This is a genomic window from Stenotrophomonas maltophilia, assembly GCF_023518235.1.
Taxonomy (GTDB): domain Bacteria; phylum Pseudomonadota; class Gammaproteobacteria; order Xanthomonadales; family Xanthomonadaceae; genus Stenotrophomonas.
In genome coordinates this window covers 356025-369213 of record NZ_CP090423.1, presented here as the reverse complement: position 1 = coordinate 369213, position 13189 = coordinate 356025, and the positions used below count along the sequence as shown (strand labels likewise).

17 protein-coding genes and 1 pseudogene are annotated in these 13189 nt (G+C 60.9%); 3 read left to right on the top strand and 15 right to left on the bottom strand.

Annotated features, from left to right (window positions below; translation table 11 throughout):
- Positions 1–68 precede the first annotated feature (68 nt).
- The 7 genes and pseudogenes from LZ605_RS01895 to LZ605_RS01865 form a co-directional block, all read right to left on the bottom strand.
- On the bottom strand, positions 69–569 hold the full coding sequence (locus LZ605_RS01895) for a Csu type fimbrial protein (protein ID WP_006375771.1): 501 nt from the start codon (positions 567–569) through the stop codon (positions 69–71).
- A 116-nt stretch (positions 570–685) separates the two neighbouring features.
- Positions 686–1123 (bottom strand): hypothetical protein, encoded by a 438-nt coding sequence (locus LZ605_RS01890; protein WP_141651027.1) that lies wholly within the window; start codon positions 1121–1123, stop codon positions 686–688.
- A 44-nt stretch (positions 1124–1167) separates the two neighbouring features.
- Positions 1168–1506: a hypothetical protein gene (locus tag LZ605_RS01885; RefSeq protein ID WP_141651028.1), complete on the bottom strand. Its 339-nt coding sequence runs from the start codon at positions 1504–1506 to the stop codon at positions 1168–1170.
- Between the two features lie 259 nt (positions 1507–1765).
- Positions 1766–2245 carry a JAB domain-containing protein gene (locus LZ605_RS01880; protein WP_006375809.1) on the bottom strand — a complete coding sequence of 160 codons (480 nt, stop codon included), beginning with the start codon at positions 2243–2245 and terminating at the stop codon, positions 1766–1768.
- A gap of 216 nt (positions 2246–2461) precedes the next feature.
- Positions 2462–3664: an ankyrin repeat domain-containing protein gene (locus LZ605_RS01875; RefSeq protein WP_075677511.1), complete on the bottom strand. Its 1203-nt coding sequence runs from the start codon at positions 3662–3664 to the stop codon at positions 2462–2464.
- A 66-nt stretch (positions 3665–3730) separates the two neighbouring features.
- Positions 3731–4162 carry a hypothetical protein gene (locus tag LZ605_RS01870; RefSeq protein ID WP_125892011.1) on the bottom strand — a complete coding sequence of 144 codons (432 nt, stop codon included), beginning with the start codon at positions 4160–4162 and terminating at the stop codon, positions 3731–3733.
- 228 nt (positions 4163–4390) lie between these two features.
- Positions 4391–4612, bottom strand: a pseudogene (locus LZ605_RS01865) (transposase); the annotation flags it as partial.
- Positions 4613–4696: 84 nt separating this feature from the next.
- Between LZ605_RS01865 and LZ605_RS01860 the strand changes: the two are divergent.
- The gene (locus LZ605_RS01860; RefSeq protein WP_006375894.1) at positions 4697–5671 is read left to right on the top strand and encodes a hypothetical protein; all 975 of its coding nucleotides are present in this window, start codon (positions 4697–4699) and stop codon (positions 5669–5671) included.
- A gap of 210 nt (positions 5672–5881) precedes the next feature.
- Here LZ605_RS01860 and LZ605_RS01855 read toward each other — a convergent pair whose 3' ends face one another.
- The 4 genes from LZ605_RS01855 to LZ605_RS01840 all read right to left on the bottom strand — a co-directional run bounded on the left by LZ605_RS01855 (position 5882) and on the right by LZ605_RS01840 (position 8124).
- Positions 5882–6238, bottom strand: coding sequence for a hypothetical protein (locus tag LZ605_RS01855; protein ID WP_006375896.1), 357 nt, complete (start codon positions 6236–6238; stop codon positions 5882–5884).
- Between the two features lie 119 nt (positions 6239–6357).
- Positions 6358–6837 (bottom strand): hypothetical protein, encoded by a 480-nt coding sequence (locus LZ605_RS01850; RefSeq protein WP_049459047.1) that lies wholly within the window; start codon positions 6835–6837, stop codon positions 6358–6360.
- Positions 6834–7172 carry a hypothetical protein gene (locus LZ605_RS01845; RefSeq protein ID WP_032971199.1) on the bottom strand — a complete coding sequence of 113 codons (339 nt, stop codon included), beginning with the start codon at positions 7170–7172 and terminating at the stop codon, positions 6834–6836. Before LZ605_RS01845 ends, LZ605_RS01850 begins: the two co-directional genes overlap by 4 nt.
- Positions 7173–7551: 379 nt before the next feature.
- Positions 7552–8124: a glycine zipper 2TM domain-containing protein gene (locus tag LZ605_RS01840; RefSeq protein WP_006375897.1), complete on the bottom strand. Its 573-nt coding sequence runs from the start codon at positions 8122–8124 to the stop codon at positions 7552–7554.
- A gap of 203 nt (positions 8125–8327) precedes the next feature.
- Here LZ605_RS01840 and LZ605_RS01835 point away from each other — a divergent pair, with 203 nt between their 5' ends.
- Both LZ605_RS01835 and LZ605_RS01830 read left to right on the top strand, forming a co-directional pair.
- Positions 8328–8606: a hypothetical protein gene (locus LZ605_RS01835; protein WP_006375898.1), complete on the top strand. Its 279-nt coding sequence runs from the start codon at positions 8328–8330 to the stop codon at positions 8604–8606.
- A 419-nt stretch (positions 8607–9025) separates the two neighbouring features.
- A complete protein-coding gene (locus LZ605_RS01830; protein ID WP_024956731.1) occupies positions 9026–9745 on the top strand; it encodes a hypothetical protein in 720 nt (239 codons plus the stop codon).
- A gap of 77 nt (positions 9746–9822) precedes the next feature.
- Here LZ605_RS01830 and LZ605_RS01825 read toward each other — a convergent pair whose 3' ends face one another.
- The 4 genes from LZ605_RS01825 to LZ605_RS01810 all read right to left on the bottom strand — a co-directional run bounded on the left by LZ605_RS01825 (position 9823) and on the right by LZ605_RS01810 (position 13182).
- Complete coding sequence (locus tag LZ605_RS01825) at positions 9823–10848, bottom strand: ArdC family protein (protein ID WP_006375900.1); 1026 nt, start codon at positions 10846–10848, stop codon at positions 9823–9825.
- Positions 10849–10916: 68 nt separating this feature from the next.
- Positions 10917–11132: a hypothetical protein gene (locus LZ605_RS01820; protein ID WP_024956732.1), complete on the bottom strand. Its 216-nt coding sequence runs from the start codon at positions 11130–11132 to the stop codon at positions 10917–10919.
- Between the two features lie 118 nt (positions 11133–11250).
- Positions 11251–12843, bottom strand: a complete 1593-nt coding sequence (locus LZ605_RS01815) for a DNA primase family protein (RefSeq protein WP_249843615.1) — start codon at positions 12841–12843, stop codon at positions 11251–11253.
- Between the two features lie 45 nt (positions 12844–12888).
- Positions 12889–13182, bottom strand: a complete 294-nt coding sequence (locus tag LZ605_RS01810; RefSeq protein ID WP_249843614.1) for a hypothetical protein — start codon at positions 13180–13182, stop codon at positions 12889–12891.
- Positions 13183–13189 lie beyond the last annotated feature (7 nt).

Sequence of the window (13189 nt, the reverse complement as noted above, 5' to 3'; positions counted from 1 at the left end):
CCTACTCATCTTTGCAGCAACAAAAAGCCCCCGGGGCAAGCCGGGGGCGTCGGGACAACCGATGGGAATCAGTTGTAAGTAGCGGTGACGGTGACCGTGTCGGTGTAGTTGCCGCCCACGGCCTGCTTGAGGGCCAGGAAGCGCACCGCGTAGTTGTAACTTTGGACGGTGCCGTCGCCAACGCCGGTGAACGCGTCGGTGTCATCCCCCCAGACTTGGCTTCCCTGCGGGTCCTTGAAGAAGCCGTAGGGGATGTAAGCCCCGGCGCCGTTGGTCACAGCCCGGTAGGTCTCATACCCGGACAGCAGGCCGAAGTTCTGCCCCTGGCCCGGCGAAATGGAGTAAGTCGTGCCCGCGTTGCACACGATGCTCAGCCCGGAGGTGCGGGCGGCAGCTTCAGAGATGCCCGACCAGTCCATGCCTTCGATGGAGGTCACGGACAGCTGGCAGGTGTTGGTCAAGGTGCCCTGAATCGTCAGATCCGCGGTGGTGTCGGCGGCGAACGCGGGCACTGCCAGCGAAGCCAGGGCGATGGGCAGAAGGGCGCGAAGGAAGGTCTTGCGTGTCATGGGTATCGTCTCCTTGAGAGGGATTGAGTGGGGATGAGTAGCCCCAGAAAGGGCCATCCCCTTACCGATACCTCGAATCTGAAAACGCGCAAGGGGGGGGGGCATTGAGCCAGCCGTCAGAGCCTGGGACGTTTGCCACCTGCGGTGGCTGACTGTTCCCATACCCGATCCAGCTCACGCGCCCGGTGCTGAGCCATTGCCTCCTGAATCATGCGCTGAAGGACGAACGCAAAAGCGCCAGTAACAAAAACGCCCACGCCGATCCCGCAATCATCCGGCAGGCTCGAAATCTCTCTTATCGATGGCTGGTAAATGACCTCGTCGAGCTCAGGGGGCAACGGATCAACGCACGTCTCAATATACGCGTTCACCTCGATTTCGGCTGCCTTGCAGAGCTCGGCGTCAGCGAGCAGCGCCCGCAAGTCGGCAAGCGTGGGAAGCCACACCGTATTGAACAGCGGGCCACCCACCGAGGGACTGATGAAATGGATGCCATGAAGCACGGTCGCCCTCTCACTCTTTCCGAGCTCTCCGTCTCCCCAATGTCCGTTCATCCGGAGGGACCCATTACCCATCCCGGTGGCCGCGTCCCCGCCAATCACTCTAAATATCCCAACGAGCGATATTTTTCCGCCCTTGCTGCTCTCCATTGAGCAATTTCGTTTCGCCTCCGCTGCTCTTCTTGCCAGCACTTGAGCAAATGCTTGTAACTAGGCTTGGCTCGCGTGACTTGGAAGGATCGGCCATTGACGTGGATCTTCCCGCCGTTGTGCAGCTTCACGGCATGAACTGCGCTCCACGTGGTCGCCCATCCGAGGCTGCCTTCTTCTTCAAAGCTCACGGGCTCCAGTGAAACCTCTGCATAGTCTTCCAACAAATCTGGGTTCATCCCTAGTTGGATCATCGTGAATTCGTTGGATGCGACGGTCGTGCTCATGTGACACCTCTTGTTTTGGTCGGCGGCATTGCCTACCCATGACTTCAAGGTAGATCGACATATGATTTTGTCCACTGGTGGCGTGGACAAATCTTTGACTAAAAGCAAAAAGTGCGAAGCGAAGGCCGCAATTTTTCACCTCACCCCTTTGCGCGCCAAAGGCGATTTTGCTTTCCATCCACGCTCCTGCTCTTTTGGATGCCGGCGCGCAGCGGTCGGCGGCGGCTTCCGCCGCAGGTCTTTGCTTTAAAGGGGGTGGTCACACCCACCCTCGTGAAGCCATCGACACGTGCGAGGTGCCCGCGATCACAAGGTGATCCAGCACTCGAATGTCGAAAAGGGCAAGGGCCTGCTTGAGGCGGTCGGTGATGGCGCGGTCGGCAACGCTGGGCTCGGGGTTTCCGCTGGGGTGGTTGTGAAAGAAGATGACCGCGGCGGCGTTGTGGTCCAACGCCTTCTTGGCGACGATGCGGGGATGGACTTCGCACCCATCGATGGTGCCTTGAAAGAGGTGCTCGGTGGCAAGGATGCGGTGGCGGGCGTCCAGGAACACCGTGCCAAACACTTCGTGATCCAGGTGCGCGCAGCGGGCAGTGAGGTAGTTGCTGGCACTGGAGGGGTCGGTGATGGCCTCGTGGCGCTGCAGGCGACGCTCCAAGATGTGCGAGGCGGCCAAGAGGATGCCCTCATCGTCCATGGCCAGCTGGTATTGGGCCCGAATGTCGTTGGCTCGCTTCACTTGCTTTCTCCACCGGCGCGGGATTAGCCACGGGCGGGCGTGGTGTCTGCGGCGGAGGCGGTCAGTGGGAGCAGGCCGACAAGGGCCAGAGAAAGAACCAAGACGCGCATGAGGCCTCCTTTCATGAATGGGTTGCACTACCCATAACAAAAGGTTTGGTTTGCGCAACGGGATCTAGAAAAGAAAAAGGCGGCTTTCGCCGCCTTTCCCTTGGGCTTAGAAGCGCGCTCGCAAGCGAGGGGCTTCCTGGGTTTGGCTGTCCTGCCCGTGGGCCTTCATGGCCGCACCAACCTGGCGTTTGGCATCGGCCCCAAACCCGCCTTCCGGTGGCTTCCAAGCGTTGGCGGGCGGGAGCAGGCTGACCAGGAGCTTGGCCCTCTCTTGAGCCCGCAAGTCGTTGAAAAATGGCTTGCCGCTGTTGATCGGCGCTTCGCCCTTTTGGTTTTGGATGTGGGGATCTGCGCCCGCCTCAATCAGCGCACTCCAGACAGTGGCATCGCGGCCCGCATGAAGAGAGGTATTCCCGTTGTTGTCTTGGGCGTTCATATCCGCCCCTGCCTTGGCGAGCGCTTCAATCGTCTCTGGAAAAATCGCACGGTGGATCGGCGCCTGGCCGTCCATTCGCCGTGCAATGACGTCTGCGCCTGCACGGGTGAGCAAGGCCACCGCCTCGGGGTCCCTGGCTATATGCAGCGGTTGATTCCCCTGGTCATCGCTCGCCGCGGGATCAAGGCCTGCTTTCAGAAGTTCCTTAAGCGCGCCCGTGTTCGCCTCGAAGAGAGGGGTTCGCCCTCGGTTATCCCGGGCTAGGATGTCTGCCCCGGCCGCAATCAAGGCGCGGGCCTCCGTCTGCCCGGTTGCTCGGAAGAGAGGGGTTTGCCCTTCATTATTCCTCGCGCTGACATCCGCTCCCGCCTTCAGCAACGCTTTGAGACTGTCGTTGTGTGCGCCAAACAACGGGGTGTTCCCTTGGGTGTCGCGAGCGTTGATGTCAGCGCCAGCCTTCACGAGCTCCCTTAAAGCCCCTTCGCTCGCTCCGAAAAGGGGCGTTTTCCCTCGGTTATCGCGCGCATGAATGTCTGCCCCGGCCGCAATCAACGCCCTGGCATCCCCTTGCCCTCTCGCGTTAAAAAGCGGTGTTTCCCCTTGGTTATTCTGCGCATTGATGTCTGCCCCGGCCTTGATCAGTTCAATCACGGCTCCCTCGCTTGTCACAGAATGAAGCGGCGTATTTCCAAGGCCATCCCTCGCTTCGATGTCAGCCCCAGCATCCAACAGCCTCCGAACTTCGCGCGGGTGATGCGCATCATGAAGTGGCGTTTGATCCAGCCAATCTTCATCCCTTGCGTTCACATCAGCGGGGATTTTGGTAAGCCCGATTTGCTTCAGAAGAACGTCTTTGAGATTCGAAATATTCAACCCACACCTCCACAATAGTATTTTGACCTCCCACCATTAGCAGAAAATCAGAACCTCGCAAGGGAATTAAATAGAAGAAGACGGCTCTTGCCGCCTTTCTTTTTCCATGTCAAAACCGTTGTCGGATTCGAGGCTTCTGGCTTCCCTTTCCTCACCCTGGGCTTTCATGGCCGCACCGACTTGACGTTTGGCGTCGGCCCCAAATCCGCCTTCCGGTGGCTTCCAAGCATTGGCAGCGGGAAGGAGCTCGTCAAAAAGCTTGGATCGGTTGTGGGCACGAATGACCTGATCGGATTGATCATTACCTGGCCGCCCCAGAAGATCCGTGGGCGTTGTTCCTTCTAAATCGGGATCCTGAGGCGTGCGTCCAGCCTTGAGCAGGTCACCGGCCCATTCTGCATCGCCGCATGCAACAGCGAAGTGGAGCGGATACTCGGTCGCGGCCGTCAGGAAGGCCTCGTAGTCTTGCCGCTGTCGATGCGGGCGTCCTCCTTCCACTCATCTTAATTTGTCTCGTCGTCCCAATGCTCGTCAAAAGCGGCCTGGCGGAGCTCGTCGGGTAATCCCCCCATTTTTAGCAGCGGCCAAAAGTAGAAATAGGGATGGTCTGATCAATTCACACTGAGTCGTGGGTTTTCAGCGCCGGAGTCATCCTGGGCCTTCAGACGCGGCGGACTGCCATGTTTTCCGCTCTCGAAGTGCCCTTGCGGGCACCTCAAGACGGAGTTACCCCTGTGCCGCCAACAGCTTCCGGCGCACCATCCACAGGTTGGACAGCGCGAACAGGGTGAGCACCTGTGCCGTGTTCTTGATCAAGCCGAGATAGCGCACCTTGGTGTAGCCGAACTGCCGCTTGATCACCCGGAACGGATGCTCGACCTTCGCGCGCAGACTAGCCTTGCAGCGCTCCCAGCGCTCAACCTGTTCGAGCTCACGCGCGTTGCCAATGGGGAATTCAACCGGAGGATTGAAGAACGGGCTTGAAGGCTTGAGGATGAGCTACCTGGACCCGCAAACCGTCACGAGACCCCGATGGACTACCCTGACCTTGCCCCCCTGGAGGAAATCTCCGGTCCGTTCGCCCTTCTTTCGAAGGGCCCAAAATTCATCGCCGCCTGGCTTGCCAAGCGCACTGAGGAGCGCTACCGGGAGTTCACCCGTGCCGCGCTTGAGGGTCAGGTGTTCCCCGAGAACGCGGAGGCCATGACCTCGGAAGATTTTCTGGCCATGCTGCGGGCATTGGAGATGGACATCGAGGCCGAGAAGGCCACCGTCTATGGCCGCCTTGCCTGTTCAATCGCTACCGGCAAAACCGCAGGCCATCTCAAGCGCCACTTCATTAAGGCGCTGAGCGACCTGTCGTTTGGCCAGGTCGATCTTCTGCGACGCGCTTTAATCACCGAGCGTCACCACGTGTTTCCTGGCACCGGCGGGGGTAACCTGGACCCAAAAGAATTCCTTGGACTGCAGTCGAAAAGCAGCATCAATCGCCAGACCTTTGAACGCTGGGGCCTGATCGAAGAGAAAGGACTGAGCCTCGCAGGCCGACGGTTCGTGGAGGCTTGTTTTACCAGCGATGAGTTGGCGCCCTCCTCAGTGGGCTTTCAGGAATGGGCCAAGGGTCGCATCCACATCGTTTGCAACGAGATGGGCGCGCCGAGCTGCCACAGCGTCCTGGTCCAACTGACCGAAGATGGGCACCGCCGGGCCATCCATGTCCACAACAGCGCAGCACTTCGGGGACGCTCCAACCGCCTGCTGACACCCGGCCCCGTCATGGTGGTCCTTCTCACCGATAAACCCCAGCGTCTCGCCGACGAATGGACCACGGTGGAAGACACCATCCGAGGAAGAGTCCTGGCCGTGGTGGCCACGACCGATCCGAATGCGCCGTTGCCCGTCGCCATGACGGGCTTGGAACGCATAGATGCGTCACCGGACCGTGCCGCAGAAGCCGTGACGGCGATACTGGAGCGCTTTGAAGCAAAAGGGTTACGGGGCACCTGAGACCGCGATGTTAAACCCGATTCGACCGGTCATTGGAAGTGGCCGCCAACTTTATGGCGGCCAACGAGCACTACTTACAGACCAAACGAGGCTTCACGGACAGCGACTTGCATGCCGGACAGAAGAGCCCCAAGTTGATCTTCCGCTGAAAGTGATGACTGCACTTCTCGCAAACAAAAAGGTAAGGCGCCCCTGGAACGAAGCCGGGCATCACTTTCCTTCCTTGCGCTTGAAAATGACCTTTCCGCCAGCCTCGTATTCCACATCGTAGCCTTTGTAGATTGCGAGGATCAAAGAGAGACCAAGGCTTGCGGCGGTGATGATGCCGATGATCTCGACTCCAGTGACTGTCGCGACCGCCCCCAGGCTGAGCGTGCTGAGCCCAGCCGTTACTGGAGCGAGCCCAACTGCAGCAACGATTGCTGCAACACCGACGGCACCAAGCTTGGCGAACTTGCGCGTCTTCTTCAGGTCGTCTGCCAACTTGCCCACAACCACAATCTGCTGCGCCTTTGCATTCTTGGCCGCTTCCAGCTCATCCCGCGTCCTTACTGTCACGCTTGCCATAACGCCCCCTGTTGTTAGCAATACCAGTGATGGATACCCTGGGCAGGATAGCCGAAGGGAACACCGTGTTCCTAGCAGCAATGATGGTGCCCAACTGTCTCTCCAGCTGAGACACGAACTCAACGCATCCGCTGCCACGGGTCGTCCTTGGGAGCCTCCACCGTAACCTCGGCAACGTCGTCTTCAGCGCGCCATGCCTTCCCTTCGAGCACCATGGTGGGACCCCTGGAACGTGCGATGGCGGCCTCTTTGGCGGTCGGCGGGTTCCATGACCGATGCTCCTCTAGGTAGCGCTCCGTGGACGGCCTCAACGGCAGGCCACCGCTCGGCAATGGCAACGTCCGATCATGGCGTTCGTCTTGCTGACGGGCATAGGCGACTTGCTCGGGCTCCCCAAACGCCTCCCGGTGGGCATCCAGCAAGCGATCGACAGCGTCCACGTCCCCGCGGGCATGGAGCGATTCGGTGTAAAGCGCTTGAAGCAACGGGTCACGCTCTTCGTGAATCTCTTCGCCTGTGTCTTCGCCTTGGAACAGCCCATCGTGGCGTGGGCGGGCGTCGACGGGGTCTGGGCGCAACCGACCGTGACTCGTTCTCATGCCCGCCTCCGCGCCAGCCCGCTGCCGTGAAGCAGCCCGCATGCGATCGAATAAACGACAAGAGCCAGCGTGGATGACAGGTATAGGTTGGAAGGATCCAACCAGACTTGGCTCACCACGTGCTGTAGCTGGTAAGCCAGCAGTGCCAAGCACGCGTAGAACACGGCCAAATGCCACATCAACGCAACCACGGATGGGGCGTCCTCTTGGCCGGCTTGGAACGCCTCCCAGCCCCTGCGTGCGCTGCGGGCTTTGGACGCGCACAGCCACGCGATTCCGAAGGTGATCGCAAACATGGCGAGCTCAAACAGCACGACCACCAGAATAACGGTCATGGGATCCTCCTCTGGGTTGGGAGCAGGCCATGGGCCTGCAGGTAAGCGTGGACTGCCTGTCGGGTCACGCCCAGGCGCTTGGCAATTGCAGGGCCGTTGTTCCCCTGCTCCAGGAGGCGCACCACCAGAGCGTGTTGGTCAGCCAGTGGGCGCCGGGGCTTTTGACGCAACCCCAGGTGGGCCAGATCGGCGCTCACCACGGGCGATGGAACGCCCAGGGCTTGGGCGATGGCGGCGCGGCCGTGTCCCTCTCGGACCATCCGGGCGACTTCGGAGCGGCGGTGGGCAACGGATGGCCGCTTCATGAGCTCAACCAGAAGCCCGCAAGCCGTGCCTTCGCAATACACGCCTCCACCAACGTGTTCGCTTTTGTGCATCCTTACGGCCCCACGCGCACGCGAGCGCTGTTGTTGTCCGACCGGGCATTGATGCCAATGGCACAAGGGCTTCCGCACGAATAATCGCCAATGCGCACCGGCGAAGCATCAAGCGGCACCACCCGGGTCTTCTTACCCTTCCCCACCAAGAAGACCCGATCACCTTCGCGCACATCCACATCGGCGTCTTGGACCACCGCGAGGACGCGCTGGCGGCGATCGGACAGATCGCGCACGTAGATCTCCACCGCACGCCGGCCGCTGAGGCCCTTTTGAACCGCGGTTCCGGCAGCCGCACCGATGACGCCACCGGTCACCCGGGCTGCATTGCGGTATTCCCGGTTCTTGACCTGGTTAGCAGCCCCATAACCAACGGCCGCCCCGATGGCGGAGCCGGCGTTCAGACGCTGGTCGGACGTCAGTTGAACCGTGCGAACCATCAGGACCTCGCCCAGTCGGGCGTCCTGGACGGATAGGGCCTCGGACGAACCGTAACGGCGAGCGGAGGTGGAATCGGCGGCAAAGGCGGCCGGAGCAGACAACGCCAATGCAAGGGCCAGAACGATGGGTTTCAAGGTGCACCTCCATTTCGTGAGTAGGTTCACCTATGCATAGATCGATTCTGGGAATGCGCAAGGGGGGGGGCTTCGGAGCGCGGTTACACAGACTGCAGTCCGCGTCATTAAATTGACGGAAAAGCGACAAAATGAAGCATATGGACAGAGATTGATGCTCAGGCGATGATTCTGCCCACAACTCAAAACCAACAGGGAAATGTATGGCAAGGAAGAAGAGTTCATCGGCCGCAGGTGCCGCGATTTCGACCGGCGGCGGAGCCGTCGCTGGCGCAACTTCTGCGATCCTCGGCGTAACCAGTGGTGCAGCGGCCGGGACCGCCGGTGCAGCCGCCGTGACCTCCGGCTTGGCAACCGTCGGGAGCGTTGTGGGCGGTGGCATGCTTGCTGGACTGGGGGTGGTCGCGGCTGCACCAATTGCGGGTGGTGCGGCGATGTTCGGCGTCTACAAGCTCTACCAGCGCATGGCATCCAAGAAGTAACCGCTCTGCCTGGCCCACTGCCACAAGCGGTTTCCCTCTACGTCGCGCAGGCTTCGTCAATGTCTGCAAGTGGCCATCCAAGCTAGCAACCTTGGTGGCCGCTCTTACCAACTTGTGGCTCAAGCCCTTGGACCAAAAGGCCACGTTGACCTCAATGCCCCGCTGGCGCAGCCAGAGTGCGGCGTGACGCTCAAACCCGAGCGCACTGAGGCCGTTCATGCAGGGCTAGCAGCCGGCGGAGTGCGGTGCAGTCCGCGCCTACACGTTGGGATGCACGATGGGTTCGCGCATGCTCGATAGCACACGGATCGGAATTTCTGTTACTGCACGTAGATCAGACTGGCCATTTCTTCCCCTTTCTCTCTCGCCCCTCCGCGTCTGGCAAGGAATCTGAAACCGGCAAGCTCTCCTGTCGTGCAATGTTCCTGATCGACATTCAACCTGTGATGATGTGGGAACGCTCTCCCTCAACCTGCCAAACCGTCTACGGAACTGGCAAAATTGCAGGATCACTCACAGGGGGAAATTGGATGTCCGACACAACCTACAGCCACCGCATCCTCAAGACTTATGGCCTGCTGGTGGACTTCGAAGGTAAACCACGCCTCAAGAACGTTCCGTCGCCTCTAACCGGTCAAAAGAAGGCAAAGGAGACGATGGAAAAGTGGACGCAGCGAGTGCTGGGGGATGAGGTCAGCAAGGTCCGCGTCTACCGACCGGCACGCGTTAAAAGTGACACACTCATTGCCAGCCTTACAGACACGCACGACGCCAAGCTGGTGCGTGACATTGTTCGCGGCGCCGTTCGCAAGAAGAGCAAATCAGCGAAAGCAAAGATTGAAGAGATCAAGGTGGAGCACGCCGCCGAGCTTAGAAAGCGCGGAGCCACCGCGAGAGAACTTCGGAAGGCACACGAAGAAGACCTGTCGGGAAAGCTCGATGATATCTTGGCTGCGACGGCCTATCTGCCGTTAGACGACCTTCAGGACTTGGTGGTGGAACTGGGAGAGGACTTGAGCCCATCGGTCCGCAACTGGGCACTTGCCCTGGCTCCGGCCAAGGATGCTGACGAGGTTTCCGTCATCGACGTTCTCAAGCAGATGCTCCTGCGCATGGACGTGCTGTCGAAGAATAAATAACCAGAATTTGTCAGCCACTGTCGCGCACCCTGCTGCCTCCCGACAGGCGGGTGCGCGTTCAGTCGCTTGTTCACGAATCAAACTGCCAAGTTCAGGCGCGCCCCTCTTGCCTTGAAGCGCGATCGAGACCGGTCGTTGGCGGCATGTTTTTCGATCTCATGCAGATTGGCCGCCACGGACTGCCGCTGCTGCTCAACCTTCTGGAGCGGCTCTCGAACCAACTCGGGCACCTTCAGGAACTCCACCACCCGCTCGGCCGCCGCCGCGGCTCGGAAGAGCTCCCGGGGATCGTCCCGGAGGATTTGGATCCACGACTTCACGTAAGCCGCGTGCTGGGTGGGATCGTGGCCAATGCCCAGGCGTTCGCCCATCAGCATGGATGACACCTCCGCGACCAGTTCTTCCTTGGCGTAGTCGATGCTCCCAAAAGCCCCTTTCTGATCGCGGTTGAGGCGGGTGGGAAAGCCGGTCCAGTGGCCCAGTTCGTGCAACGCGGTGGCGTAGTAGCCGCTGGCCGAGTGAAAGGTGTTGCGCTGGGGCAAGTGGATGCTGTCGGTCATCGGACGGTAGAACGCTTGGTTGCCCCCGTCGTGGTGGATCTCGGCTCCGCTGTCTCTCAGCACCGCTTCGCAGGCCTGGTGAATGTCGGGCTCTGGGCGCGCGGCTGGCAGGACCAGTGCCGGCAACCCATCGATCTGCATCGCGTTGAACACGCGTGGGAAGAAGACCTTGGGGTGGGCCTTGGCGATGAGGTCGGGGTCCCCGCTCTTCTTGGCCTCCTCCACCCGCGACCAATCCCAATACTCAATCACGCTGGCCTTCTCGCCCTTGCGCACCTGAGCGCCCACGGCCGCGGCTTGCTTGTAAGTCATCCACCGGTTGTCCTGGGTGTCCCAGGCGCTCTGAAGGGCCCACAGGTGGAGCAGGTTTCCGCCCCGGTAGCTCTTGCCAGTCGTGGGGTTCATGGGCAACCCGAGGTCCACGCGGGCGTCCCAGGGTTTGAGAAAGGGACCGGTGCCCTCCTCCATCTGGCGGATCAAGCGCTCGACGACGTCGCGGGAATGACGCTGAAGGAAGCTTTCGTTGGGGGTGGCATCGGACACGGGCAGGCTCTCCTGGAAGGCAAGGAAAGGCGCCTGTCGGCAACGCCAAGGGGGTTAGGCTGGAAACTTCAATCGTGAATGGTGACGGCGCGTCCCTGCTCCAACAGGTTCTCCAGCAAAGCCAAGGCCCGTTCGATGGTCAAAGCGGTGCCGGGGCCCCCGTCGCCCTCCTGGAGCTGCACGCGGATGCCCTCGGGGGTTCGTTGCACGGTGAAACGGGGGGACGCCGCCAGGGAGTCCTGGCGGTCCATGCTGTCGTCTACAAAGGCATCGGAAGGGGTCATGGTTTCAGCATGCGACAGGATACGGATTTGGCAAGTCCGGGCTGGACCGTTAGCGTCACCGACCAATCCATTGGCTAGAGCTGATACGGAAGATGGGAACACGGATTTGGCCCCGCCTTTACGACCGCCGTTGGCGCGCATCCCCATCTCCCACCTTTCCGCCACCTTGGGTTTCGCTGCTTTCTCGGCCCGCCAACGGCTCACCGAACAGCGCACGAATCTCCAGTTCATTGATACGTTCCTGCAGCTGGAGTTGGATTGCCTTGGCTCTGGTGCGCCCTGCCTCCTCCCTCAACGCATCGGCATGGAGAGCTCCCATCTCAGCCGCCTGCTGCTGAGCGCTCAAGCGGTCGAATCGACGCTCCATCTCTTCCTGCCGAGCCCCTTGCTGTTCGAGGGTGGGCGTCACATCGGTTTCCCAAGGCTCCAAAGACTGAGAGCGCTCCTGCGCCACGCGCAGTGCTGTCACGGTCGCCGATGATCTCAACGGCAGATCGCCACAGGCCTCGCCGACGGTGGCTGCTCCGTTGATTCGCAGGCGCACGCATTCTTCCTGTTTGCCATTGATGCGACGGTTCGAGCGGGCGCCGTCGTCCAGGCCCATCTCTTTCAAGCCTCGCCAGAACTGGCGACCGGTGAGGAGATCGATGTCCGCCAGCCCTTGTCGGTAGCCCCAGTTTTTGTAGTTCTCGTAGACCTGCCGCATGGAAAGCGTGCACTCATCCGTCTCAATGCGCACCACGCGCTCGGCTTGAGCCCAAGCCATGACCTGGTCGCTGCCATGGCGGGCGGCCAGCTTCGCTGCGCGCACGGCTTCGGGCATGTCGGCGTCGGTGTCGGACAACGCCCTACCACGGGCCACGATGCGTCGGGCGCCTTCGAGCATCCAGTCCAGCACAAGCTGGCCTTCCTCTGCCAGGATGTTCTTGACCAGATCAGGGTCGTGCTGGTTGACCGGTACCGCCTTCTTCCAGTGCACGACGGTGAGGCGGCGCCACACCCCGTTGCTCTTGTCGCGGATGAAGGGGGCCGAATTGGACGTGATGATCCACTTGGCCGTGGAATGGTAGCTCGCCAGCTGCTTCTGGTTCTTCCGGTCGATGCCAATGCCATTGCCAGAGACCATCGTCTTGAACCGACCTTCGGCCCACTTCTCGCACTCCACTTCGTCCACCAGGATCAGGCTGGCGCCAATCATGGGTTCCAGGCTGAAGCGGTCGCCCAAAGTTTCAAGGTTGCAGCGGGCCACCTGACGGTGCATCGCTTCCACGATTTCCGCCAGGGTGGATTTGCCAGAACCTGCGACGCCGTGCCACCAGGCGGCCTGGCTGTAGACACCCGGCAACAGGGTCATGCCGCACTGCTCCTGGAGCAGGTCGATGACGCGCGGGTCGTCGTGGGCTTGGCGGAGGAACTTGGCGAATCGCGAGTCAGCCGGCAAAGGCTGGGGCTTGTATGCATGGCCCTGCCTGCCACCACAGGCCACCCTGACCGCGTGGGTCATGCCCAAGGCGGGATCAGGAGCGAGCACATGGAAACCGCCGGGAAGGATTTCCACGTAGCCGTCTGCCACCGGCACGATGGCCCGCTTGGCTTGGGCTGGCATGGGGTTTTTCTGGCGCAGCCGAAGGGAAGCCATGTCCCAGCAGTCCTTGGCGAGCTTGGGGCTGCCCGCGAAATCGGCGTTGCGGTCGATCCAATCGGATGCCACACCCACACCTTCCGCGTCGCTGATCGCTTGCCAGTAGGTACCGTTCTAATGGTGTACGATCTCGCCGGTGCCGCTGGTGGCTTGGCACGCCCACAAGCGATCGACGCATTCGGTGGTGCGGCGGGCAAACAGGATGGGGAGCGACGGTGGCTTGCGCTGGCCCTCTCGATCAACCGAGTGGCGGTAGAGCTGCTTGTGCTCCTCTGCCTCCAGGTTGACCTTGCGGGCGGAGGCTTCCGCACCCAGGAAACGCGACGCTTCGAATGGCACGATGTTGCTTGGCTCTTCCGTCGTCGGGTTGACAGCCTTCCCTTTTGGGGACACATTGGTTGTAGACATTGTTGTT

Excerpts from the sequence above, each read along its gene's own strand:
- LZ605_RS01810 (WP_249843614.1), bottom strand. The coding sequence starts at position 13,182 with ATGTCTACAACCAATGTGTCCCCAAAAGGGAAGGCTGTCAACCCGACG.
- LZ605_RS01820 (WP_024956732.1), bottom strand. The coding sequence starts at position 11,132 with ATGACCCCTTCCGATGCCTTTGTAGACGACAGCATGGACCGCCAGGAC.
- LZ605_RS01860 (WP_006375894.1), top strand. The coding sequence starts at position 4,697 with ATGGACTACCCTGACCTTGCCCCCCTGGAGGAAATCTCCGGTCCGTTC.
- LZ605_RS01890 (WP_141651027.1), bottom strand. The coding sequence starts at position 1,123 with ATGAACGGACATTGGGGAGACGGAGAGCTCGGAAAGAGTGAGAGGGCG.
- LZ605_RS01895 (WP_006375771.1), bottom strand. The coding sequence starts at position 569 with ATGACACGCAAGACCTTCCTTCGCGCCCTTCTGCCCATCGCCCTGGCT.
- LZ605_RS01855 (WP_006375896.1), bottom strand. The coding sequence starts at position 6,238 with ATGGCAAGCGTGACAGTAAGGACGCGGGATGAGCTGGAAGCGGCCAAG.
- LZ605_RS01835 (WP_006375898.1), top strand. The coding sequence starts at position 8,328 with ATGGCAAGGAAGAAGAGTTCATCGGCCGCAGGTGCCGCGATTTCGACC.
- LZ605_RS01850 (WP_049459047.1), bottom strand. The coding sequence starts at position 6,837 with ATGAGAACGAGTCACGGTCGGTTGCGCCCAGACCCCGTCGACGCCCGC.
- LZ605_RS01830 (WP_024956731.1), top strand. The coding sequence starts at position 9,026 with ATGTTCCTGATCGACATTCAACCTGTGATGATGTGGGAACGCTCTCCC.
- LZ605_RS01885 (WP_141651028.1), bottom strand. The coding sequence starts at position 1,506 with ATGAGCACGACCGTCGCATCCAACGAATTCACGATGATCCAACTAGGG.
- LZ605_RS01845 (WP_032971199.1), bottom strand. The coding sequence starts at position 7,172 with ATGACCGTTATTCTGGTGGTCGTGCTGTTTGAGCTCGCCATGTTTGCG.